General features: G+C 38.8%; 22 protein-coding genes. 2 read left to right on the top strand and 20 right to left on the bottom strand.

Annotation, left to right across the window (positions count from 1 at the left end):
• Positions 1-109: 109 nt before the first annotated feature.
• The 6 genes from efp to K5Q58_RS13595 form a co-directional block, all read right to left on the bottom strand.
• Entirely contained in the window at positions 110-670 is a 561-nt protein-coding gene (gene efp / locus K5Q58_RS13620) for an elongation factor P (protein WP_220754467.1), read from the bottom strand.
• A gap of 47 nt (positions 671-717) precedes the next feature.
• Positions 718-1,956 (bottom strand): elongation factor P maturation arginine rhamnosyltransferase EarP, encoded by a 1,239-nt coding sequence (gene earP, locus K5Q58_RS13615; protein WP_220754466.1) that lies wholly within the window; start codon positions 1,954-1,956, stop codon positions 718-720.
• Between the two features lie 165 nt (positions 1,957-2,121).
• Positions 2,122-2,649, bottom strand: a complete 528-nt coding sequence (gene fldA, locus K5Q58_RS13610) for a flavodoxin FldA (RefSeq protein WP_220754465.1) — start codon at positions 2,647-2,649, stop codon at positions 2,122-2,124.
• A gap of 49 nt (positions 2,650-2,698) precedes the next feature.
• On the bottom strand, positions 2,699-2,971 hold the full coding sequence (gene ybfE, locus K5Q58_RS13605) for a LexA regulated protein (protein ID WP_055023987.1): 273 nt from the start codon (positions 2,969-2,971) through the stop codon (positions 2,699-2,701).
• Between the two features lie 8 nt (positions 2,972-2,979).
• Complete coding sequence (locus K5Q58_RS13600; protein ID WP_102527253.1) at positions 2,980-3,201, bottom strand: DUF2788 domain-containing protein; 222 nt, start codon at positions 3,199-3,201, stop codon at positions 2,980-2,982.
• Positions 3,202-3,336: 135 nt separating this feature from the next.
• Positions 3,337-4,101 carry an alpha/beta fold hydrolase gene (locus K5Q58_RS13595; RefSeq protein WP_220754464.1) on the bottom strand — a complete coding sequence of 255 codons (765 nt, stop codon included), beginning with the start codon at positions 4,099-4,101 and terminating at the stop codon, positions 3,337-3,339.
• A 332-nt stretch (positions 4,102-4,433) separates the two neighbouring features.
• Between K5Q58_RS13595 and seqA the strand changes: the two genes are divergently transcribed.
• Entirely contained in the window at positions 4,434-5,045 is a 612-nt protein-coding gene (gene seqA / locus K5Q58_RS13590; RefSeq protein ID WP_220754463.1) for a replication initiation negative regulator SeqA, read from the top strand.
• 21 nt (positions 5,046-5,066) lie between these two features.
• Complete coding sequence (gene pgm / locus K5Q58_RS13585) at positions 5,067-6,737, top strand: phosphoglucomutase (alpha-D-glucose-1,6-bisphosphate-dependent) (RefSeq protein ID WP_220754462.1); 1,671 nt, start codon at positions 5,067-5,069, stop codon at positions 6,735-6,737.
• Positions 6,738-6,833: 96 nt separating this feature from the next.
• Here pgm and K5Q58_RS13580 read toward each other — a convergent pair whose 3' ends face one another.
• The 14 genes from K5Q58_RS13580 to K5Q58_RS13515 form a co-directional block, all read right to left on the bottom strand.
• Complete coding sequence (locus K5Q58_RS13580) at positions 6,834-6,998, bottom strand: hypothetical protein (protein ID WP_220754461.1); 165 nt, start codon at positions 6,996-6,998, stop codon at positions 6,834-6,836.
• Between the two features lie 134 nt (positions 6,999-7,132).
• A complete protein-coding gene (gene hypA, locus K5Q58_RS13575; protein WP_220754460.1) occupies positions 7,133-7,480 on the bottom strand; it encodes a hydrogenase maturation nickel metallochaperone HypA in 348 nt (115 codons plus the stop codon).
• A complete protein-coding gene (gene hypE, locus K5Q58_RS13570) occupies positions 7,480-8,493 on the bottom strand; it encodes a hydrogenase expression/formation protein HypE (protein ID WP_220754459.1) in 1,014 nt (337 codons plus the stop codon). Before hypE ends, hypA begins: the two co-directional genes overlap by 1 nt.
• Entirely contained in the window at positions 8,480-9,607 is a 1,128-nt protein-coding gene (hypD, locus tag K5Q58_RS13565; protein WP_220754458.1) for a hydrogenase formation protein HypD, read from the bottom strand. The genes hypE and hypD overlap by 14 nt, the downstream gene beginning before the upstream one ends.
• On the bottom strand, positions 9,607-9,849 hold the full coding sequence (locus K5Q58_RS13560; RefSeq protein WP_220754457.1) for a HypC/HybG/HupF family hydrogenase formation chaperone: 243 nt from the start codon (positions 9,847-9,849) through the stop codon (positions 9,607-9,609). Before K5Q58_RS13560 ends, hypD begins: the two co-directional genes overlap by 1 nt.
• Before the next feature lies 1 nt (position 9,850).
• Positions 9,851-10,567: a hydrogenase nickel incorporation protein HypB gene (gene hypB, locus K5Q58_RS13555; protein ID WP_220754456.1), complete on the bottom strand. Its 717-nt coding sequence runs from the start codon at positions 10,565-10,567 to the stop codon at positions 9,851-9,853.
• Positions 10,568-10,672: 105 nt separating this feature from the next.
• On the bottom strand, positions 10,673-13,147 hold the full coding sequence (hypF, locus tag K5Q58_RS13550; RefSeq protein ID WP_220754455.1) for a carbamoyltransferase HypF: 2,475 nt from the start codon (positions 13,145-13,147) through the stop codon (positions 10,673-10,675).
• Positions 13,148-13,156: 9 nt separating this feature from the next.
• Positions 13,157-15,094 carry a hypothetical protein gene (locus K5Q58_RS13545; protein ID WP_220754454.1) on the bottom strand — a complete coding sequence of 646 codons (1,938 nt, stop codon included), beginning with the start codon at positions 15,092-15,094 and terminating at the stop codon, positions 13,157-13,159.
• A complete protein-coding gene (locus K5Q58_RS13540; RefSeq protein WP_220754453.1) occupies positions 15,087-15,641 on the bottom strand; it encodes a HyaD/HybD family hydrogenase maturation endopeptidase in 555 nt (184 codons plus the stop codon). Before K5Q58_RS13540 ends, K5Q58_RS13545 begins: the two co-directional genes overlap by 8 nt.
• A gap of 3 nt (positions 15,642-15,644) precedes the next feature.
• A complete protein-coding gene (cybH, locus tag K5Q58_RS13535; protein WP_220754452.1) occupies positions 15,645-16,310 on the bottom strand; it encodes a Ni/Fe-hydrogenase, b-type cytochrome subunit in 666 nt (221 codons plus the stop codon).
• A 29-nt stretch (positions 16,311-16,339) separates the two neighbouring features.
• Positions 16,340-18,043, bottom strand: coding sequence for a nickel-dependent hydrogenase large subunit (gene hyaB, locus K5Q58_RS13530; protein ID WP_220754451.1), 1,704 nt, complete (start codon positions 18,041-18,043; stop codon positions 16,340-16,342).
• Positions 18,044-18,046: 3 nt separating this feature from the next.
• Positions 18,047-19,183 (bottom strand): nickel-dependent hydrogenase small subunit, encoded by a 1,137-nt coding sequence (hyaA, locus tag K5Q58_RS13525; protein WP_220754450.1) that lies wholly within the window; start codon positions 19,181-19,183, stop codon positions 18,047-18,049.
• Between the two features lie 470 nt (positions 19,184-19,653).
• A complete protein-coding gene (locus tag K5Q58_RS13520; protein WP_259651339.1) occupies positions 19,654-21,888 on the bottom strand; it encodes a multiheme c-type cytochrome in 2,235 nt (744 codons plus the stop codon).
• 233 nt (positions 21,889-22,121) lie between these two features.
• Complete coding sequence (locus K5Q58_RS13515; protein ID WP_220754449.1) at positions 22,122-23,855, bottom strand: alkaline phosphatase family protein; 1,734 nt, start codon at positions 23,853-23,855, stop codon at positions 22,122-22,124.
• Positions 23,856-23,925 lie beyond the last annotated feature (70 nt).

Below are 23,925 nucleotides of genomic sequence, written 5' to 3'. Positions count from 1 at the left end.
GTACAAGTCACTTTTGCTGATTAATTTTATTTAAGCAATTAAAAACAATAAAAAAACCAGCATATGCTGGTTTTTAACAATTTCGCTGTTGCGATAATAAAAGCGTAAATTAAACGCGTTTTTTGAATTCGTTTGTACGAGTATCGATTTCGATTTTGTCGCCAATTTTTACGAATTCAGCAACAGTAACTGTACCGCCACCAGTAATGGTTGCAGGCTTCATTACTTTACCTGAAGTATCACCACGAGCTGCAGGCTCAGTGTAAGTTACTTCACGTACGATTGTGACAGGCAGTTCAACAGAAATCGCTTTACCTTCATAGAAAGTAACTGAACATTCCTCTTCCATACCGTCAACGATATAAGCACCAGCATCACCTAAGTTGTCAGCTTCAACATCGTATTGGTTGTACTCTGCATCCATGAATACATACATAGGATCAGCATAGTAAGAATAAGTACATGCAAGACGTTCTAGGATGATATCTTCCATTTTGTCCTCACCTTTAAAGGTGGTTTCAGTGGTAGAATCTTGAAGAACGTTTTTAAGCTTCATCTTAACGATTGCAGCGTTACGGCCAGAGCGAGTTGTTTCAGTTTTCTGAACAACCCATGGGCTGCCATCTAACATGATCACGTTACCAGGACGGAGTTCATGAGCAGTTTTCATTACTTTATTCCTATATTTTAGGTATTAATTTTTAATTGCGCAGTATCTTAGCTGGTTTTTACAAATTCAACCAGTCGAGAAGCGAGATCTGCATCCTTTTTAGCGTCAATCGGCCAATGTTTAGCATGTTGCTCAAGAGTCGATTGGGCTGAAATGAGTTGTTGCCAATGCTCTACAACATTGGAGTCTTGTTGATTGAAAGCAAAATTGGTTTTAGACCAAGTATTTGCGACATCATTTTCAAGTTTCTGGCTGTAGATATTAACAAAAGCCTGTAATTTTACTAGATGATAATCATCTTCTTGGGGGTATATGTGCCAAATAAAGGGTTTTGCAGCCCATTGCGCTCGTAGAAATGAATCTTCACCTCGAACAATATTGAAATCGCAACTCCATAGCAGTCGGTCGAACTGAGTTTGATCTGTCATTGGTAATATATGAATGACTAAGTTTCCTAAACAAAACTGTTGTCCAGTTTTTATTGCTTGAAGTGGTACGTTTAGCAAATCAAGAATACTGCTTAAGCTTTTACCCATAGGGAATAAAGCATGAATACGTTTGCTTACAGGTGATGTTTTATTTGTGATTGAATTACACTGAATCCAATGTTTGCATAGTGCGGTTAGTGCAGTGGTTTCATAACTAAACACACTAATGACAAAATCTTTTGCTGTGATACCTGTTAATCCAAGTTTTTTAAACAATGCTACTTTGTTATTGGTATTAGATTGCCATTCGTCACGCAGTTTAAACAATGTAGATTCACATATAAGGCCGCCACTTTTTGCTGTAAACCCCGGGAAATAAAAATGTTTTTTAATTCCGCTCGCTTGCATAGAAGGTAGGCCATGACATCCATCAACCCAATCTTCAGCTGACAAGTATTCTAAATTTAACCAAACAGGTGGCTTAGTAATACTTTCTTTTGCTTTATGCTTTTGATGCAACTCGCCGATTAATGAAGTAACCTGTGATGGTAATTCACAGGCAAAGGCCTCGATTAATACGGCTCCAGGATCATAATTTATATCTAGAGGTTGATTCCATTTAAATATATTCACATTATGAAAGCGTTGCTGAGCTACTGATTTATCAAGCTCAGGTAAAATATGTGAAAAGCTATTAAGGTCATCAACCCATAGATTGATGTCAATTTGATATTCAGCAGCCAATTGTTTAGCAAGGCGCCAAGTTACGCCTATGTCGCCATAATTATCAACAACAACACAGAATATATCCCAATGTGGTGAATGAAATGAAGATATAGTTGGTGTTTCAGATGCCATTTGGCTTTGCCTCTACAGGATGATATTTATAAACGATGCTAGCGAAATTAACGGTATGCCAAGAGCAGCTCGATTAAACCTTGTAAAATACAGATTCAAAAAAAGCGGCTAATGCCGCTTTTTATTATTTGCTAGTGCTACTTAAAGTAGAACACTGACAAAATATTAGTCTTCTAACTCTGCTAAGCACATTTCTTCGTAAATTTGCTTAACCCAAGCGTCTACACGCTCTTCTGTTAGTTCTGGTTGACGATCTTCATCGATACCTAAGCCAATAAAGTGCTTATCATCAACTAAGCCTTTAGAAGCTTCAAAGTCGTAACCTTCTGTTGGCCAATGGCCAATAATTATGCCACCACGTGCAGAAACAATGTCACCAACCATGCCCATAGCATCAAGGAAGTATTCGGCATAATCTTCTTGGTCACCACAACCAAAAATCGCGACTAACTTGTCGGTAAAGTCTACTTGCTCAAGTTCTGGGAAAAAATCATCCCAATCACATTGTGCTTCACCGTAATACCAAGTTGGGATACCGAATAGAATTAAATCGAATTCAGCGATTTGCTCTTTAGTGCTCTTGGCGATGTCTTTTACATCAACCAATTGCTTACCCAGTTTCTTCTGGATCATTTTGGCTACAGCCTCGGTGTTACCAGTGTCACTACCGAAAAAAAGACCTACAGTTGCCATTTGCTATCCTTTAAATATCTAGTTCGCTTTGCGAATTATAAAATATGGTTCAGTTGTCGATTTGTTGTTGCAGGATTAATTCGATTAACTGGCTACGGCTGATGTTACTGGCCAATGCTTGTTCGTTCAAGGCGTCATACAAAACTTGTGACACCTTTAACTCTATTCGTTTTAATCCATTAGCGCGATCCCGTTGGATCTGGTTACGCTTATTGATTTTTAGCTGTTGTTCCCGACTTAAGGGATTGCTTCTTGGACGTCCACGACGTTTTTCAGAAGCAAACAGGTCAATCGTTGTTCTGTCTGTTGATTCTTTTGCCATCGTTTTGTTTAACCGATGCCTGAGCCTTCCCAGGTCATCTGAATAATACCTTTTGCTACAAACCCGGCACAGCCAAGGAATAATACTAACCAAACGATATATCGACCAAACTTAGGCACTTTGCCTTGTTTGAGTACATCGTGAATCGCCATGCCGATAAAGAAAAAAATTAAAGCAAAAAACAAGTTTAGACCGAGAGTCTCAATTTGATCCATGTATTGATTCAACATGTTTTTACCTTCAGTTTTACTTTTAAGGCTAAAAGAGGGCGGGAATATACCACAATGAAGATACGTGGGCTATATCTGCTTAGTTCATTTTTTAAAATTTACGTAGTTGGTTTGTTTAATTAAATGTAACAAGAGTTAACTTGATTGCTTATTGATAAACTCAACGACAAGACGATTAAATATTTCTGGCTTTTGTGCATGTAACCAATGACCTGTGCCATTAATTGTTTTGGCGCTGACCTTTGGAAATTGTTTCATTATCGCATTGGAATGTTCAGCTAAAACATATTCTGACTCTCCACCGCGGATGAAAAAGCATGGCTTTGGGTAGACAGAATCTGGTATGTCCCAGCCAATAATGTGTGAGTAGTTTTCAATGAGACCTTCAAGGTTCATTTTCCACTCAAATCCATTATCGGTTCGTTGTAAATTTTTTAATAAAAATTGTGATGTGCCAATATCAATGTCTGCATTGGTGAGATGATCAAGTGCAAATTTACGTGATGAAACTTGCTCCATTGGCATGCTAGTTAATCCTGCAAATACTTTTTGGTGGCGTGGGCTGTATGCTACGGGTGCTATATCTGCAACGACGAGACTGGTAACCATTTCTGGATGGATTAACGCTAATGCCATAGCGACTTTGCCGCCCATGGAATGCCCAACAAAATGAGCCTCGGTTAAATTTAGTTTGTGTAATAGTTTAACGCATTCATCTGCAAGGCTAGGATAGTCCATATGCTGCCAGTGCATACTTTTACCATGGTTAGGTAAATCAACACGGATAACTTGGTGATTTTCTTCTAGTGCATTGGCAAGGTTTTTAAGGTTATCTAGATTTCCAAATAATCCGTGAATTAAAATTACCGGTTGGCCTTCGCCAGAAGAGACATAATGCATGGCTTGTTTTCCGTTATCATAATCAATGAGGCGGTGATTTTGCCTTCAAAATAGATATGATTTCAATAGGAGGCGCTAATTATCCTTAGAACTTATGTTCATTTATCAATCCACCAGTCAAATGATTTAATGAAATTAGCTATAATTGAAAGATTTAGTGACTTTTGCTCTTTAACCTAATGCGACACATGGGTAGACTGTGAGTAATATTTTGATCGATCAAAATCGATCTTTAAACCGCCAACATTCAATATCAACTGTTTGACAGTAGAATATAAAGAATTACAAGCATTAGGCGGTATTCGTTCAAAGACCAAAGGAAGCAGACTAATATGAAATATATTGAGGTAGACGAAGAACTCTATCGTTATATTGCAAGTAAAACGGAACGTATTGGCGAAAGCGCATCAGATATTTTACGTCGATTGCTAGACCTCTCTGTTGTCACTGCTGAGCCAGCGGAACCTCTTGCTATTAGTCATCCAAGTTTAGAAACTGCCCACGAAACTGCAACTGATGAAGTTGTAGAAGAGCCAAACCAAGCTGAACATAACGACGTTGTTGAAACTGAAGTTACTGAACTTGATCAAGCAACAGAGATTACAGCGGCGAACTTTAAAGATGTTGTTCACGAGCATATGTTGTCTCAACAAAAAGGGGCAGTAGGGCGCTTTATGTTCTTACTGGAATCACTATCAGTATTAACGCCAGCGACTTTTGACCAAATTTTAAAAATTCAGGGCCGTGGTCGTTTGTATTTTGCCCGTTCAAAAGCTGAACTTTTATCGGCTAGTCAATCGGCTAATCCAAAGGAAATTGGAGATAGCGGTTATTGGGTAACTACCAATAATAATACTGCTAAAAAGCGCACGATTTTATCAGAAGTGTTATTGCAATTAGGCTGTAATGAAGATCTGGCAAAATCGATAGCTGAAAGGATTTAAATTTTAATAGGGAGAGTAAGCGTGGCGATTCACAATCGAGCTGGAAAGGTGGCATTACAAACGGATTTGATCAATTTACCAAAATTGATGAGTCACTATTATCGCATTACTCCCAACGTTGAAGATGTCCTGCAAAAGGTGACTTTTGGTACATCTGGACATCGCGGCAGTTCGTTAAAAGCAAGTTTTAACCAAAACCATATTTGGGCAATTACACAAGCTGTTGTAGATTATCGTCAGCAAGCGGGTATCACAGGGCCTATGATTGTTGGTTTTGATACTCATGCTCTATCTTATGCGGCTTACATGTCGGTACTTGAAGTGCTAACTGCCAATCAAGTCGCGGTTAAAGTTCAGAAAAATGATGGTTTTACCCCGACGCCTGTCGTGTCTCAAGCCATTATTGCAGCAAATACTGCAGTAAATGGTGAAGCAAATAGCGCTACTAATATTGTCTCATTAACAGATGGATTGATTATTACCCCTTCTCATAATCCACCTCAAGATGGTGGAATTAAATATAATCCTCCTCACGGCGGCCCAGCAGAAGCTGAGATTACAAAACAAATCGAAGCCAATGCCAACCAATATTTAATTAATCAATTATCTGGCGTACAAAAAGTCAATTATGGCGTGGCGGTTGATTCTGGTTGGATTGATGAAGTCGATTTTATCGCTCCTTATGTTAAGTCACTTTCAAATGTTATTGATTTAGAAGCGATAGCAAAAGCAAACATCAAAATAGGTGTTGATCCGCTAGGCGGTTCAGGAATTTATTATTGGTCGCATATTGCGAAACAACATGGTTTAGACATTACTCTTGTGAATGACAAAGTCGATCCATCATTTGGGTTTATGACTTTAGATAAAGACGGAAAAATCAGAATGGATTGTTCGTCTCCTTATGCAATGGCTGGTTTGCTTGCTCACAGCGAAAATTTCGACATTTGTGTGGGTAATGATCCTGACTACGACCGTCATGGTATTGTTTGTCCAGGTTTTGGCTTAATGAACCCAAATCATTACTTAGCAGTCGCCATTGATTATTTACTCACTTACCGTAAAGACTGGTCAGTTGATTTATCGATAGGTAAAACCTTAGTGTCTAGTGCAATCATAGATAGAATTTGTCAGTCTCATGATCGCCAATGCTTAGAAGTTCCTGTTGGTTTTAAATGGTTTGTGGAAGGTTTAGCTGATAGTTCAATTGCTTTTGGTGGTGAAGAAAGTGCAGGCGCTGCGTTTCTAAATAAAGATGGCAGCACTTGGTGTACCGACAAAGATGGCTTTATATTAGCGTTACTTGCCGCAGAGATTTTAGCAGTTACAGGTAAAACTCCTGCACAAAGGTATGTTGAACTGACAGAGCAATTCGGTGAGAGCTTTTATACCAGAATCGATAGTCCAATCAACTTGAAGAAAAAAGCCAAGTTTGAAAAGTTATCGTCAGATAGTTTTGCAGACAAAACATTAGCAGGTGAAAATATCACAGCCATTTTATCTCATGCACCAGGTAATAATGCTGCAATTGGTGGCATTAAAGTGACTACAGAAAATGGCTGGTTTGCAGCGCGACCATCGGGTACTGAAGCATTATTTAAAATTTATGCTGAAAGCTTTATCAGTGAAACACATTTGAGTGAGATTATCAGTCAAGCACAAGTGATGATAGATACGGCATTAAAAGCTTAACTGACCATTTCGAACAGCATTACAAAGTAAAATAGACACAATAAATAAAGCCCTCACTTGAGGGCTTTATTTATTTTACGTTTTAATTTACGCATATTACTTTGATTTTTTATAGAAGATAAAGGCCACAATTGCCACCAATGCAATTGCAGGCGCCAATTCGTACATGTGATGAAATAAGCCAACACCACCGTGACCTTCATGTGCGAATGCGAGTGTTGGGGCTGCGGCTAATAGTAGTGCTGTTAGTTTTGCTTTCATGATGGTTTCCTTTTGTAAAAAATAGTTTATTGATAAATTGTTTTGATCTTACAAATCGTAATCTGTGTTTCTTAATGACACTCGTTCTATGCTTGTTTTAAAGTTTAAGCTGGTTAAAATTTACTGTTCTAAACTCAGTTTGCATTCATTTCTAGCTGCATCAACATCATGTCCTCACCGTCAATAACCCGGGTATCATGACTTTTACAATTTGGGCAGATGACATTTCGCTCAGTTAATTGTGAGCGAACTTGGCAATGTCGACACTCAATCACTAATGGTTGCAGCTGCATATTTAATACGGCTTGATGGCAAACGGTTTCAAGCTTAAAAGTATCAAATGCATTTTGTAGTAAATGTGGTTCTACACCACTCAATACACCGACCTTGATATCAACTCTGACAATTTCAGTTGCGTTATTATCTCTAGCTAATTGCTCTATTTGCTCCATTAAAGACATAACAATTGAGTACTCATGCATTAGCAAATCCTTGGCAGTAGTTCACCTTGAGGAATGTCTAAATAACGACTACTACCCCAAGGAGTATTCAAAATAACTTTGCCGTTGTGTTCTTCAGTTACATAGCCGATGATCGCTGCTTGATCGCAATGACAATATTGAGTCATTATTTCTAATGCTTTGTCTGCGGCTGCTCGAGGTAGGGCGATAATAAATGTCCCTTCATTGGCTAAATCAAAAGGTTCAAATCCGTAGAGTTCGCAAAGGCCTTGTACCTCAGAAGAAACAGGAACTGCTTTTTCATCAACATTAATTCCAACATCGGATGCGCTAGCCCATTCGTTCAATACCGCAGATAAGCCCCCACGAGTGGCATCGCGCATGGCATGGATATCAATATTGGCTGCGATTAATTGCTCGACGATTGGCCATAATGTGGCGCAATCACTGGTTAATTCAGAATCTAACGATAAGCTATCGCGTGCCATTAAAATTGCAGCTCCGTGTCTTCCGATATCTCTTGATACAATTATGACGTCATCTGTTTGTAAGTTCTTAACCGAGATATTCTGTTTTATAATTTTGCCAACGCCTGATGTATTGATGAATATCCCATCTGCGCAGCCTTTAGGGACCACTTTAGTATCACCACACACAATGTGCGTGCCGCTGAATTGCATTTCATCGGCCATACTGGTGACGATGGTTTGTAAGTCTTTTATTGCAAAACCTTCTTCAATGATAAAACTACAACTTAGATATTCAGGAATTGCACCCATCATAGCGAGATCATTGACTGTGCCAGCAATGGCCAACTTGCCAATATTGCCACCAGCAAAAAATAAAGGTTCTACGGTAAATGAATCTGTAGTAAAGGCTGTTGCACCAGATAGTTGTATATGCGCAGCATCTTCTTGTGAGCTTAGAATAGGGTTAGAAAATGCCTTAAAGAACATTTCGTTAATCAGGCTATTCATTTCTTTGCCGCCACCACCATGACTGAGTTGCACTTGTTTAAATTTATGGATGGACATGGTTTACTCCTGCATATCGATAATAAGCGTTACACGCACCTTCTGAACTCACCATACAACTACCTAAAGGGGTTTCAGGACTGCAACCACGGCCAAACACTTTACAATCAGGAGGACTCGATAGGCCTCTTAGGATATCGCCGCATTGACAGGCTTTATGATCGTCAATTTCAGCAGTGGGTAGGTTAGTCATATAGATGATTTCAGCGTCGCGGTGAGCAAATTTATCTTTCAACTTTAAGGCTGAATTGGGAATAGGACCTAATCCTCGCCATCTAAAGGTATCTCTAATCGTGAGGTATTGATCAATTAACGCTTGCGCTGTCAAGTTGCCTTCTTCTGTGACAGCGCGGCTGTATTGAATATCAAGTTCAGCAATGTCAGCATGTTTTTGTTGAACAATACGAAGAATGGACTCCATTACATCTACTGGTTCAAATCCAGATACGACGACAGGAGTTTGGTATTTTTCGACTGCTGGCCTGTAAATTTTAGCGCCACTTATCACACTGACATGAGCCGGACCTATAAAGGCATTAACTTTACTATTGGTATCAGCCATTACAGCGTCAATGGCTGGTGGCACTAATACATGATTAATGTGAAATAGTAAGTTGTTTATTTGTTGTTTTTCAGCCTGGTCAATCAGTACTGCTGTCATGGGGGTTGATGTTTCAAAACCTATCGCAAAAAAGATAACTTTTTTGTCTGGGTTATCTTTAGCAATAGTTAAGGCATCCATTGGATCGTAAAGCGGTCTAATATCAGCCCCTTTGGCACGAAACTTAGCAAGATTACCTTTAGAGCCGGGCACTCTGATCATGTCGCCTAATGTCAGCAAGATGACATCGGGGAGTTGGGCTAGGGTAGCTGCATGGTCTATTCGCTCTTTTGGCATAATACATACAGGGCAACCTGGCCCGTGAATAAATTTGATATTATTTGGCAGAAGTTGATTAAGCCCATATTTCATAATCGTGTGGGTATGTCCGCCACACACTTCCATAATATTAATATTTGACTTAATATCGGAAGCCAACTTATTAATCGACTCAGACAAAGCCCTTATTGTGTCTGGGTTCCTGAATTGTTGGTATAAGTCAGTAAGTTCCATTAAACCTGCTCCTCAAGCTCGAGTTTTTCCACAATTTCCTTATAGAGTTCTAGGCTTAAATTGGCTTCATCTTTATCAATTTTATTCATAACAAAACCGATGTGAATAAGAACAAAGTCGCCAATGGCTAAAGGTTCTGTCATAAGATGACTACTCACACGTCTTTTAACGCCTAATGTATTGACGGTAACAGTGGCGTCTTCGTGTAGCTCAGTAACTTGAGAAGGAACAGATAAACACATATCACTTTTCCCCTTGGTGTTTCTGAATCCAGTTTGCGACCGCAGTAATTGACTGCGGGTCTTTAACTGAAACGGGTATTAAGGTGACTTCAGGGTTTAACTTCTCAAGTTGTTTTCGACATTCAACCAAGGAGAAATCGAAATGTTCAGCTAAATCCATTTTTGTAATCAGGACTAAATCAGCACGGCGAAACATGACCGGATATTTTTCAATTTTGTCATCGCCTTCAGGGACAGATAATAAAACGATGTTGTGGTGGGTACCTACATCATAACTGGCAGGACACACTAAATTACCGACATTTTCTACAAAACAAACATCAATAGGTTTCAAATCGATGTGATGTAGCGCTTGATGCACCATAAAGGCATCTAAGTGACAAGCTGAGCCTGTTTGTACTTGATAGGCTTCAATGCCCTTAGCAATCAGCCTATCGGCATCTCTTGATGTTTCTAGGTCGCCTTCAATCACAGCGTACTTTTTAGGTAAGTATTCGTGTAGATGTTCAAGCAGTGTTGTTTTGCCACTACCAGGGCTACTCATAAGATTAAATGCACGGACGTTATTCGCTTCAAAGTGCTCGCGATTATGTTGCGCTTCATGATCATTCTTATCCAATATTTTATGAATGACGGATAAGGTTTTAGTATCGTTCAGTTGAGGATTCGAATGCAGGCTTGAGTGATCCGTTAATGAACATCCACAATCTTGGCACATTTTTATACTCCTTTAAAAACCGTTTTAACCTGTACTTATTCAGTATTAACATGGGTTTTAATTGATTCTTTGATTAACATCAGCAAAGTGAAACTCTTTAAACGCTTAATGCTGTGTTTGTGATCTATTTAGCTGTTGATATGCATACCAAATTTGTCCAAGAGAAATTCCTGCATCGTTAATCGGTACTAATCTGCTTGGTAATATCCGGTTTTCTATTTTAATTTCGTTGGTATTGTCTAGCTGAGAAAGTTTACATAAGGTCATCTCATACAAGAGTTTATTTTGAAATACTCCACCGCATAGCACGATTTTATGACTAGGAAATTGCTCGGTTACATCTGCCACTGTTTGGCTAATGCTGTCGATAAACTCCAAACACAATTGATTAATCAACTGTGGTAAGGCACTAATGCTAGTGTTTGATTTATCTTGATTGAGTCTTGTAATGAGTTGGTTGACGAGAAAGGCGGGCTTAAATACCTGAATTTGAATATTTTTAGCTGCTTTATCTATGTCATGAATGTTTTGTGCGATGTCAGATGTCAAACTTAATGGAGTTCTAGCATCATCACTAGAAATGGGCTGCTGATTGTTTAACGCTATCGCTTTATTGGCGTGAGTGGAAATCAGCATACCAGCTTGTGCTTCAAAATCATTTTGATTGATTAAATTAAGCGCGACAGCAACGGCATCGAATATGCGACCCACTGAGCGGCATTCAATACATGCACTGTTATTCGTCCACATATTGAATAAGTTGTTAACCGTTGTACTATCCATTTGCTGTATGGCATTAATTGGCAGCGACATAATTTCAGCAACAGACATGGTTTCAAATAACAGGGCTAATAATATTCGCACTGGCTGCTTTATCGCTTGTTCACCGCCAATCAATTTGAATGATTTAAAGTGTGATTTAATTTCATATTGATGCGCATCAGCAAGCATGCATTCACTGCCCCATAGCTCGCCATTATCCCCAAGACCAGTACCATCAAAGCTAAATGCTAATACTGGTTTATGATAGTTGTTAACAGCAAGAACGCTCAATACATGGGCATAATGATGTTGTATGTTGGCAAGTGATAAGTGTTGGTTAATGGCTTGCGTTTCAGCCCACTGGCTAGAGGTATATTCAGGATGTTTATCAGCAATGATTTGTTCGGCATTAAAATGATATAAACGATTGAATGTGGCTAAGGTTTGTTCAAAGTACTGGTTGGTTTCCAGATTATGTAAATCGCCGATATGAGGGCTCACAAAAGCATTTTCATTAAATGCAAAACACTGAGTGTTTTTTTGCTGAGCACCTACAGCGAGGAGTTGATGTTGTAATTTATTCTCTAGAGGAATACTGAGTGGCGCATAGCCCCTAGCTAATCTTATTACTTGTATCTTTTCATCAATAACTTGCACGACACTATCATCACAAGCGTTAACGATCGGACGGTTATGATCCACTATGCCGTCGACGACATGTGAAAGTTGACGTTTGATTTCGTTCCCATCAATGATAATGGGTAATCCAGATACATTCGCACTCGTTGCAACGATCGGTTTTTTGAATGCTTCAAGTAATAAATGATGCAATGGTGTATAGGGTAAAAACACACCTAAGGTATCAAGTTCTGGTGCAATGGCAGGGCTTAAATTAATTTTAATATCTGACCGTTTGTACATTAACGTAATGGGTTTCTCAGCAGAGTTTATGATTTGCCATTCTTTTGCTGTTCCTTCAACCATTTGTTTAGCATTAGTTAAATCAGTTGCCATTACTGCAAAGGGTTTGGCTTTACGTTGCTTACGCTGTCTTAGCCGTTTGACTGCCGCATCATTAGTTGCATCACAGATAATATGAAAGCCACCAAGTCCCTTAATTGCTAGGATTTTTCCTTGATTTAAATCATTTACTATCTGATGAATAATTTGCTTAGAACTGACATCAGCATTGACGGTTAATGCTTTTTTTTGTTCAGTATTGCATCGAACATAGCTCAGTTGCGGACCACATTTAGGACAACTAACAGGTTGAGCGTGATATCGTCGATTAAGAGGATCGTTATAGGCATAGGCGCATTCATCACACATCACAAAATCCGCCATTGACGTATTGATTCGGTCATAAGGTAAATTATTTATAATGCTATAGCGTGGGCCGCAATTAGTGCAGTTCGTAAAAGGATATTGATAATGACGATTGTTTGGATCGCGCATTTCGACTAAACAATCTCCGCATACGCTTTTATCCGCAGATATAGAAACGATTGCATCTTCATGGCTGCTACTGCTTTCAATAACAAAATCCTTTAATGAGTAATCAATAGCTTCTTCTTTAATTAATAACTTATCAATACGCGCCAGAGGAGGTGGGTTAACTTTAAGTTGGTGGACAACTTTATTAATGTCAGTATTCATACCTTGCAGATGAATACACACTCCTTGTTGATTATTTAATACAGAACCATACAAATTTGATTGAGTTGCAAGGCGATAAACAAATGGCCTAAAACCGACACCTTGGACGATCCCATTAATATTCAGAATAACTTGTTGTCGATAACCACTATGAATAGTCATAAATTGCTCCTAACGACGTCGCTTGGCAAGATACATACCGCCAATCGCTATATTGGCTCCATCCAAGTCAAATTGTCTGTTAACCACTAGTGGATAGTTTTTACCTAGTCGAATACATAATCTGTTTGCGAGCACCTCGTAGCTAAAATCGCTACCAGCTAAAACCACAGCGTCTATGCCTTGCTGTTGCTCTAGGTGATCAATCCAATTACTTAAATAATCGGTAAATGAGTCGAAAAAGCCAAAAGCTAAAATAGCTGGATTTGCTCCAGCTAATTTGAAACTCATTAAACTGGCCAGTGTTTTTCGCCAATTTATTGAACGGTTATGGACGGAAAAATCGTCATCACTGTTAATGGCACACAATGGAAAATCGATTCTTGGAGCATTGTTACCTTGGTAGGTTTGAGCCAATGCGTGGAATTTATTGGCTAGTTCTTGGCTCAGTAAATGTGGAGAAATGTGACCACTTGAGGATATTTCTTCAGTCGGTAGCACGATTAACGCAGCATAAGCCATAAATGCCTGTAAGCTATCAAGACGTTCATTAGGTGCTAGATTAAACTCTGAAACCAGTGTCACGGTATCAGGGAAAGCATCATTATATTTTTTAAATATGGTATTTTTATCAGAAGAGGTTAACTCTTGAATCAATTCAACTCCGTTTTGAGGGAGAATCGGTAATTGTAGGAATGAATTGATATCGCCTTGTTCATTTTGTGTAATCACAGAACTCGATTGCTGACTTGAAAAGTAGATACAAGCGAGTTTTTTAAGTGTTGAAGTGGCTTCGAAAAAGCCTTTAGCGCTTGTAATACAGCCTGTGCTTAATAAACCAGAATGCATGGCACATATTGCAGCATCAATACCGGCAAGCGGCTTACTCGCTATATGACTGGTACTCGTGATCTCAGCATGTTTATCTATGTGACAAGAGAGTACATTCTTTTTGTATGAGACATCATATTGAAGGTAACGATTGTCATCATGTCTTGGCAATGGTGCTTCAATGGATATATCACTTAGAGTTGTAGTTTGAACCCAAGCACTATCCAACCAAGTCACTCTTAGAGTATTGCTCGTTTTTGTTATATTGGGTTTATTGATGAATAACCAGTTAATCCCTTTATGTTTTAGTAATGCAGCTATCTTAATCAGCAGTCGGCTATCAGCAAATGTGACATCGTAGTAACTGGCAATTAAATGTTGTTTTTCATGTTCACTGATAGCATCTAAGTTTTTATTCGGAGCAAGTTTGATAAACGGTTTTTCAAAGCTTGATAACGCTAATGCTTGCTGTTCATTGACAATAAAAGATGAAGTGATTACTTGTGGATGGGTAAATAATATTTGTTGCAAAGGCCTAGCTTGATTTTCAAAATCTTGAATTGGGTTGGTCAGATTTATTGAATTAAGACTTAGGTAAATTTGATTAGCTGTTTCCCCTAAACAAACTTCTTTTCCTTGAACAATCTTGTCGACAACGTCACAAATATCTTGCTGTTTAAAACCTAGTTCATAGTCTTGTAGCTTTTTATGACCAAAGCATTGTTGACAGTTATCAGAGATATCATAGATTGCATTTATGTCTGACAACTTAGGTTCACATTCACTACAGAATCGTTGGTTTACGACGTGATGTTGTAAACAGTTTTTAGTGCCTAATCTATGTTCAATAGTTATTACTTCAGCACTTTTAAGCCAAATAGAGTAGAGAAACTTTGTCGCAATTTCATCTGCTAGATCACCGAGTTCTGCCTCTAAGCCTTCAACTTCTAAAAAATAGGTATGTACTTGTTCAAACTGGGCATGTTTGGTTTTTTGGTCATGATTAATGAGGTGACCAATGGTAAAATCGAAACGGTTATCAGCGAGATAAAGATTACAGAGATCTGCATATAAGGGGATGTCGCGATAACAGTGAAAATTAAAACAAATTTTAGGCATATTGTAAGTTTCCGCGTTTATATGAATCAGGGATAAGCTCGTTGATATCCACTTCCGCTTGTTGCTGGTAACTAAAGCCACGCTCTTTAAGGTGTTTGAGCAATACGTTTTCCATAGTAGGAACTGCTGCTTGGATAGTTTTAGTAAGTCCTAAGGTCATTGGTTCAATTACTGTAGGTGTTACGCCAACAACATGAGTATTTGGCCTATCACCAACCATTTCCATCATGATAAGGGTTTGCAACATTTCAACTTCATGCGCACTACCTTGCCAATCAATTTCAGGTGGTGCTTGGTCAAAATTAAACGAATAAACTTCACCGGGGCTAACACCAGGGCTATTAACGGTATCGACCACAATTAGGTTGTCGTATTTACATAAGATCGGAATAAGCCCCTGAGCTAATGTGCCCCCATCAAGTAAATCTAATTGGTCAGTCGGATGAGTAAACTGATATTTCTCTTGGATATAATTAACGAAATGTACGCCGATACCTTCATCGGCGTACAATACATTACCTATCCCAATAAGTAGGGTGGTAGACAAAGTTTAGTGATCCTTGTGGTAGTCATAGCCAGATACGATTGAATCGACTGAGTTATGTTTAAATCGAATACCAGACCAAACGGCCATATAAACGTGAATTACCATGAACACAATGAATACCCAAGTCAGGATATGGTGCCAGATCCTCACTTGTGCTAAACCACCCATTATTGCGGTAAACCACGCAGAAACATCCCAAATTATTCCGCCCAAACCTTCATGATAGACATTGGCGTAAAGTACTAATCCAGTAATACACATAAACAAGGCTACAAATGAAATAGCCACGTATGTAACAAACTGCAATGGACCATATACACCAGCTTTATCTAGGTGACCCATCCAGATGTAAGACTTTATCTGGGTAATCCAGCTTTTAATGCTCATTACATCTTTCATCGAGCGCCTTTCTATCGATCTTTTACTAAAGAAAAACAAGTAAAAACGGATAATGGTGATACTCGTTAATGCAAAGCCAAAAATAATATGGGCAAATCGGATCCATCCTTGTACTAATACATCAGATGATTCTGGTGCCACTAGAAATGGCCAAGAAATGTAAAATCCAGTAGCGATAAGCACCACAATTGATAACGCCCTTATCCAGTGAAAAATTCGGATAGCAGGCGAGAAAATCAATTCTCTATGGTGGGTAGCAACCTGAGTCATAATTAATTCCTCTTTGATTGGCTAAATAGTTAAAATCCGTTGGGATCGATTTTAAACTCGCCTAAACTGGTACCTTTGTAATCCATGACGTGAACGGCGCAAGCCATACAAGGATCAAAAGAGTGAATAATACGAATGACCTCAAGAGGTTTACTTGGATCTTCAAGCTCTAAACCAATGAGTGAGGCTTCATACGGTCCCACTTTGCCATTGACATCAACAGGTCCAGCATTCCATGTGGTAGGAACAATAGCTTGGTAATTTTCTATTTTACCGCCTTTGATCCTAATCCAATGGCTTAACATTCCTCGTGGCGCTTCAATCATGGCGTGCCCCACATAATCTTTACTGGAATCTATTTCTGGAGTGACATAGGTGCTTTCATCTGATTGCATATTTACTAGCATCGCATCAAAGGTTTTTAATCCTTCTTCTGCAACGATCACCGTTTGAAGCATGCGAGCTGCTGTACGTCCCAATGTAGTAAATAAAGCCTCGATGGGTAATCCAGTTGCTTCAAGTAAACCATTCACTGAATCAACAACGACCTTGTTACCTCGGGCGTAACTCACAAGTAATGATGCAAGCGGTCCAACTTCGACGGGTTCATCTTTGTATCTTGGGGATTTAACCCAAGAATATTTGCCGTCGCCATCAACAGTAGGTAATTTGCCATAAACCGTATCGCGTTCAACAAAACCGGTATAGTTTGGCACGGTCGTACCTTCATATGGATGTTGAGCTTTATCGGCGTCATACCATGCATGGGTGACATCTTCTTTAATCGAGTCAGGGTCAATATCACTAACACCGGCTAAATCACCGTTCATGATAACGCCTTGATCGAACATGTATTGTCCATCAGCTAATACGAAATCATTGGTCGCCATGAAGTTTTTAACATTGACTCCACCCAGCACACTAGGTTCTGTACCAAAAGCGGCAGCTGCCATGACAATATCGGCTTTGTAAGCTCGTAAAATAAAGTCCTGAACTATTGCGTGCTTTTGTTTCCATTCTTGTAACCTTGCAGGGCTAAGCATGTCGCGTACGGAAGTCACACCACCGACCACTAAAGACTGAGGGTGAGGGGATTTACCGCCAAAGATTGCAAGCATTTCGGCAGCAATACGCTGAACTTCAAGCGCTTTAAGGTAATGAGATAACGCAATTAGGTTTTGCTCTGGGGTAAATTTATAGGTTCTATTTCCCCAATAGGCATTAGCAAATGGACCTAATTTACCGGTATCAACTAAGCCTTTAACGCGCTCTTGCGCAGCACGTAAGTCACCTTCGCCAGCTGCAATAGGATTTGCTGTGTACTTAAGTGCTTCTTGTGCAGCGAGTGCTGGGTCAGCACTTAACGCTGAAACCACATCTACCCAATCTAATCCATGTAAATGATAAAAATGAACAATATGGTCATGCATATACAATGATGTTTGCATTAACGAACGCAAATACTTGGCATTAAGTGGAATTTTAACGTCTAGTGCGTTTTCAACAGCTTCAGTACCGCAGCGATAATGAGAGTAGGTACAAACACCACAAATTCGCTGTACGATTAAACCGACATCCATTGGTGTACGGCCTTTTAAAATAACTTCGATACCACGCCAAAGGGTGGAAGAAGACCAAGCCTTTTTAATGACATTATTTTCATCAACCTCGACTTCAACACGCAGATGGCCTTCAATTCGAGTAATAGGATCAATTACGACACGTTTGTTCATGGGTTATTCCTCTAAAGGCTTAGCAAAAAGACTTGCAACGGCATGTGCACCAATACCAACAACAGTCGCACCGAGTATGACTGCACCAATGGTATCTGCTGTAGCATCTACCCCATGTAATAATTGTCTGCCTAATGGTTTTTCAAAATCAGCCATATCATCCCAGAAGTTCGGCTCTGAACAGCCAATACACCCGTGCCCCGCTAATACTGGCCAACTCGTATGATGATTAAAACGTTCCGTTGGACAATTGTTGTAAGTGTAAGGACCTTTGCAACCTACTTTATAAAGGCAGTAACCATCTTTTGCGCCTTGATCGCCAAATGTTTCTACAAACTCACCAGCATCAAAACGTCCACGTCTTTCACAGTTGTCGTGTACTCGTGCGCCATATGCCCATTTAGGTCTATTAAACATATCTAAGGCTGGGAGTTTACCGAACATGATGAAGTACATTAATGTACCGACGATGTTCTTTTCACTTGGAGGGCAGCCACCTAAATTAATGACTGGCTTATTAATTACATCTTGCACGCCTTTTGCACCTGTAGGATTTGGTGCTGCTGCTTGAACGCCACCGAATGCTGCACAAGTCCCCACTGAGATGATTGCTGCAGCACCTTCTGCAGCTTCTTTTACAATATGCATCCCGGTATGGCCTTTACAACCAACCGTTAAAAATGCACCGTTATTTGCTGTTGGAATTGCGCCTTCAACTGCTAAAAGATAGTTACCTTTATAAGCTTCCATCGCGTGTTCTAGATTTTCTTCTGCTTGCCAACCTGATGCTGCCATCAAGGTTTCATGATATTCCAAGGAAATATGATCAAATATCAAACTATCAAGGTTTGGAGTGTCGGTACGTATAAGGGATTCAGAACAACCAGTACATTCGGCCATATGTAACCAAATTAGCGGGACTCTATCTGCGAGCTCTGCGGCTTCGGTAACTAAACTTGTAAAAGGGAGTGGTAGGGCAAGTAGAGCGGTAACAGATGCGCTCCAAGTCATAAATTCACGTCTCGTAATACCGTTTTCTTTTAGTTTTTCATCGAGTGTTACGGTTTGGCGAGGCGCTGTTTGTTTTAATTGTTCTAAGCGGGTTTTGCACCGCTGATATAAAGCTGCATGTGTATCCATGTTTTAACCTTTTCCATGTTGGAGGATTAAACTGCGTCAACACAATATAAAGAGTTAAAAAAAGGGTCATATTGATTTGAATCAATATTAAAACACTTGATTGGATTTTATTTGAAACAATGATTGTTGATTTGATTTTAATCAAAAAATGCTAATTTAGTGAGCGGTGAAATGTTTGTGATTTATTTGAAATTGTTGCGCTAAGTCATAATAAACAGTCGCTTATTGCAGATTTAGTAATGCCGATTGCACTTTTTGCAAATGCGATTATTGAATAGCTGTATCCATAGATTTAACTGCATTCTAAAACCAATTTGATTAGTTAATATTTTAATGGAAACAATTTGCTTAGTTTCAGTGGTTAAAACTTAGCTTGCAAACAAATCAATAAAATAACTTTGCCCTTACAATAGAAGTAGAAGTTTATGGGCAAAGTTTTAATAGCATAAATTGTAATTTTAAATTCGACTTTAACCACCTGTAAGTTGTTTGATAACCTGCGGTGGAACAATTTTAGCGAGTCTATCTAAACACGCTTGAGTTGTTGGGTCTCGATACTTAATTTTAAATTCACATAAAGCATAAAGGTGTTGTGGGTTTCTGCCCACATCGTAGGCTTTCGATATAGATACCATTGCTTTACTAACATTTATTTTTTCTTGGGCTAAACCTAAAACGTACCAATATTGCGCGTTTGTTGCTTCAATTTCAGTTGCTTGAGTGAAGTAATCTATTGCATATTTAAGTTGCTGCTGCCTATATAAGTTTAAACCTGCGCTATAACGTAATGTTGCTGATTGAGGTTGGTTTTTAATTCCTTTCTTTAGCAGCACTAGTGATTTGTCATCATCACCAAGTTGGCGATATAAATCAGCGAGATTCACATAACTAGTGGCAAAAATGGGTTCAATCTCTATCGCTTTTAAATAAGTTAGTTCGGCTAGCTTAACTTCTCCTTTAGCACGGTGGATATTAGCGAGGTTCATTAACCCAAAACCTCTATCAGAATTAAACTGCTGTATTTCGATGTATTCATTTAAAGCAGGAGTTAACAATGCTTGTTGGTTAGCATTCATATTTTGCCAATTAATAACTAACGCGCCTGCAGTTTCTGTTCTAACGGCAAAAACAGGATCTTGTAATAATGGGCTGATAATTTGCCAGCGATCTTCAAATGGATAAGCAGCAGAACCTGCTATAGCGCCTATTCTTATTTGAGGGTCTTGATGTTTTATCCCGCGCATTATTGCAACCATGGCATTTTGACCAGGAAATCTATCCATTCTTGAAAGAGCAGAAGCGCGAATAATATTAGCTTCGAGACTATTTTGAGCAATGTAAGACAGCGAGTCACCACTAATTGGTATTCCAGCGCCAGCTTGTGCAAATGCTATCGCGAAATGATCGCTTTGTTGGTAACTAGAATTAGGAAACTGTTTTGCTAATGCATTAATAGCCCATTGATTGGTTTCTTTGGTGTGGCAACTTGTACAAACATTTGGTGTACCAATTTGTTGGCTAATGTCTGGTCTTGGTATTTGAAAGCTATGATCGGCTCTTGGGTCTATTTCCATATAGGTTGTTTTGGGCATATGGCAAGTGACACATAACGAGGCTTCACTGCCTTCTTGATGTTGGCTATGTTTAGCAGCAGTATATTCATTAGGGACATGACACTTAAAGCAAATAGCTTCTTTAGGTGCTACTAGTTTATTACTGTGAGGATTATGACAGTCGGTACATACGACGCCAGCTTTGTGCATCTTAGACTGCTTGAATGATCCTAATACAAAAACTTCATCATAAATTTGGCCGTCAGGATAATACAATTCTGGAGTGATGGCGTTAAGCATGTATTTATCAAAAAAATCGGATTTTAGATGGTCATGATTATTATTTAGTTGCGCTCTACGGCTATGACATTGACCACAAGTGTTCAATTGGTCTGAGTCTGATAACTGCTTGGGTTTAAGTATCTTTTTACCTTTATTAAATTCCCAAGAGCCAACTTTGGGTGCTAAATTACGATTAAACCCCATATTACTGTTTTGTTCGATAGGTTGTTTTGACCACTTAATATGGTCACTTGCTGACCCATGACAAGCTTCACAAGCGACATTGATTTCAGACCAAGTCGTATCATAGGTATTTGTTTTACTGTCATAGTTTTTATTCACGTTTGTGGAATGACAATCAGCACACATATAATTCCAATTTTGGCCATTATTGGTCCAAAAAAATTCATCATGGACTTCCATATAAGGGTAGAGGTGAAACCAAACTTGACCTCCTTTTGACTTATCACGACTATCCCATGCAAGTGGGATAAGTTGCACACGTCCGTCAGGGAATTTGACCATATACTGCTGTAAAGGCTCGTAACCGAAGGTATAACTGATTTGATAGTCATGAAACTTTCCATCAGGTCCTTTAGTATTGACCCAATAATCGGTTCCTTTTTTGAAGAAACGATGGGTTTGTTCGTTTACAGCCAATGTTGCGTTGTTAAAGTCACCTAAAACTGATTCTACAGAGGCATGCCTCATAGACATGTTGTGGTGTGAAGTTTTCCAATCGTTATACTCTTGCTGGTGGCAGTCTACACATTGTTCGACACCGACATAATCAGCAGAGTAAGCCCTTTTGTGATAACAAAAAGAAAGCATGGTTATACAAATAATGGTAACTAGCTGATTGAATTTCATATTAAAACTGCATTTTTAATTAGTTAACTCCAGTCTAAGGTCTAATTAACAATTATCCAACACTTAAGATGTGTCTATTTGAAAAAAATGAAGGGTATATCAACAGTAAAAATTTACTGCTTTCCTAATGAGTACTGTGGCCAATACTTATTAAGTACGAAAACGGCTGAATAAATTCAGCCGTTTAATGAAGTAGTCAGAAGCATGTTAAAAGAAAAATTATAGCTAGATTGTTATTTAATCACTTCCTTTAATGGGTAACCAGCAGCACTGGAAGGGGCGTTGATATTAACAATCGCGCTTAAGGTCGGCGCTAAATCAACAGTGGCTACAGGTCTATTGATTACTTGCGGCTTAAGTCCAAAGCCTGCAAAAATGATAGGAACATGGGTGTCATATCGCCAAGGCGAACCGTGAACAGATGCTACGTTTAATCCGTCAAAATCTGCAACAAACACATTAGGTTCAAATACTAAATATATATCACCAGAGCGACTTGGGTAAAAGCTATTTTGAACCTTTTGAGTTATTTCATCTTTAGGTACATTACCGTTTAAAAGATCGTCAAAACTGTAGGCACGGTGAATGCCTGCAACACTATTTAGTACTTGTGCTACTTCGTTAGATGCTAGTGCTAAAGATACCTTTTGTTTAGCCAATTTATCATGGTCTAAATTGATATATGGCTGCCAAGCATTGGCAAACAAGTCACCTTTAATATTCCATTTTGATTTAAGTGATTGAATCTCTTCATTTGTTTCAAGGGAGGATAAATCAAAATGTTCAGCTTTTATGCCAAATTGAGTTAAATATCCAGGCGCTTCAGGTGCGCCATGATCTGCAGACAATACTATTAATGTGTTATCCAAACCGACTTTATTATCAATATATTCGAATAGCGAAGCTAAGGTGCGATCAAGTCTTAATAAGTTTTCTTCAGCTTCGAGGCTTGAGGGACCAAAAATGTGACCGACATAATCAGTTGATGAAAAACTTATTGATAGATAATCAGTTACAGGGTTACTGTTTTGTTTGCTTGAATTGACTTGGCGATGACCTAGTTTATTTTCAATAATAATTTGTTTAGCAAAATTAGCCGTCATTTCATCACCAATGGGGCTGACTGTTAAAAATGTACTGAAGTAAGGGTTATCACTAGGGCCAAAATTGTGGGGGAAGGTAACACCATAACCTGGTAACTTTGTTTTCCAGTCATGGGGATTATTGTCGCCAAATATATATTGATCTTTGTTTTTAGTTAATGCCCATTGAGTATCGGCGTACTGTGAAATTGGATTTTGTTTATTCCAATTTGTTACCCATTGAGGATATTGGTCAAAGTAATAATCACTACTAACAAATTCGCCAGCAGACTTTGAAAACCAAAAAGCTTTACCAGTGTGACCTGCGAGTGTAATAGCACCTCGGTCTTTAACTGAAACAGCAAAAACTTTAGATTGGCCATTATTACTTGCGGTTAGTTCATCACTGAATGTGGTTGCCATAATATTTTTTGGCGAGCGTCCTTCAACCTTACTGGCTTTCTGTGTTGGATCAATTTCATTTTTAGTATCTACAGCAGCATTAGCGCTTAATAGAGGATGAGCTTTATCTTGCACATTATAAATAGGTTGTTGGAGTTGTTTATCAAACCATAAGTTACTCACCATACCGTGAGCAGAAGGATGAGCACCTGTTGCTAATGTGGTATGCCCAACTACGGTTTCTGTAATGGCATGTTGATGATGAGCTTCTTTGTAATAGATACCTTCATTGATCAAATAACCAAAACCTTCTTCAGAAAAGTGTTGTTGATAACGAGATAGTAAATCTCCACGAAGTTGATCAACCGTTATCTGAACAATTAACTTAGGTTGTTCAGCATAAGCGAAATTTATAGATGTGCTAATAGAGAATGCGCTAATGGTTGTGAGTGTTACTAATGACAAATTTGGCAGCCATTTCATTAAATTTTCCTTTTAAAATAGGTTGTAACCACAATTCCTTGTAACGATAGTTTTAGCAGAGAATACAGTA

It is taken from the genome of Shewanella sp. KT0246 (assembly GCF_019654955.1).
GTDB lineage: Bacteria > Pseudomonadota > Gammaproteobacteria > Enterobacterales > Shewanellaceae > Shewanella > Shewanella goraebulensis.
This window is presented reverse-complemented; position numbering and strand designations above follow the sequence as displayed.

What these genes read in the sequence shown, in the direction of transcription:
- K5Q58_RS13600 (WP_102527253.1), bottom strand. Translation starts at nt 3,201, where the DNA reads ATGTTGAATCAATACATGGATCAAATTGAGACTCTCGGTCTAAACTTG.
- hypA (WP_220754460.1), bottom strand. Translation starts at nt 7,480, where the DNA reads ATGCATGAGTACTCAATTGTTATGTCTTTAATGGAGCAAATAGAGCAA.
- K5Q58_RS13560 (WP_220754457.1), bottom strand. Translation starts at nt 9,849, where the DNA reads ATGTGTTTATCTGTTCCTTCTCAAGTTACTGAGCTACACGAAGACGCC.
- K5Q58_RS13545 (WP_220754454.1), bottom strand. Translation starts at nt 15,094, where the DNA reads ATGCCTAAAATTTGTTTTAATTTTCACTGTTATCGCGACATCCCCTTA.
- ybfE (WP_055023987.1), bottom strand. Translation starts at nt 2,971, where the DNA reads ATGGCAAAAGAATCAACAGACAGAACAACGATTGACCTGTTTGCTTCT.
- hyaB (WP_220754451.1), bottom strand. Translation starts at nt 18,043, where the DNA reads ATGAACAAACGTGTCGTAATTGATCCTATTACTCGAATTGAAGGCCAT.
- hyaA (WP_220754450.1), bottom strand. Translation starts at nt 19,183, where the DNA reads ATGGATACACATGCAGCTTTATATCAGCGGTGCAAAACCCGCTTAGAA.
- hypD (WP_220754458.1), bottom strand. Translation starts at nt 9,607, where the DNA reads ATGGAACTTACTGACTTATACCAACAATTCAGGAACCCAGACACAATA.
- seqA (WP_220754463.1), top strand. Translation starts at nt 4,434, where the DNA reads ATGAAATATATTGAGGTAGACGAAGAACTCTATCGTTATATTGCAAGT.
- K5Q58_RS13515 (WP_220754449.1), bottom strand. Translation starts at nt 23,855, where the DNA reads ATGAAATGGCTGCCAAATTTGTCATTAGTAACACTCACAACCATTAGC.
- efp (WP_220754467.1), bottom strand. Translation starts at nt 670, where the DNA reads ATGAAAACTGCTCATGAACTCCGTCCTGGTAACGTGATCATGTTAGAT.
- K5Q58_RS13595 (WP_220754464.1), bottom strand. Translation starts at nt 4,101, where the DNA reads ATGCATTATGTCTCTTCTGGCGAAGGCCAACCGGTAATTTTAATTCAC.
- hypF (WP_220754455.1), bottom strand. Translation starts at nt 13,147, where the DNA reads ATGACTATTCATAGTGGTTATCGACAACAAGTTATTCTGAATATTAAT.
- fldA (WP_220754465.1), bottom strand. Translation starts at nt 2,649, where the DNA reads ATGGCAACTGTAGGTCTTTTTTTCGGTAGTGACACTGGTAACACCGAG.
- hypB (WP_220754456.1), bottom strand. Translation starts at nt 10,567, where the DNA reads ATGTGCCAAGATTGTGGATGTTCATTAACGGATCACTCAAGCCTGCAT.
- K5Q58_RS13520 (WP_259651339.1), bottom strand. Translation starts at nt 21,888, where the DNA reads ATGAAATTCAATCAGCTAGTTACCATTATTTGTATAACCATGCTTTCT.
- K5Q58_RS13580 (WP_220754461.1), bottom strand. Translation starts at nt 6,998, where the DNA reads ATGAAAGCAAAACTAACAGCACTACTATTAGCCGCAGCCCCAACACTC.
- hypE (WP_220754459.1), bottom strand. Translation starts at nt 8,493, where the DNA reads ATGTCCATCCATAAATTTAAACAAGTGCAACTCAGTCATGGTGGTGGC.
- cybH (WP_220754452.1), bottom strand. Translation starts at nt 16,310, where the DNA reads ATGACTCAGGTTGCTACCCACCATAGAGAATTGATTTTCTCGCCTGCT.
- earP (WP_220754466.1), bottom strand. Translation starts at nt 1,956, where the DNA reads ATGGCATCTGAAACACCAACTATATCTTCATTTCATTCACCACATTGG.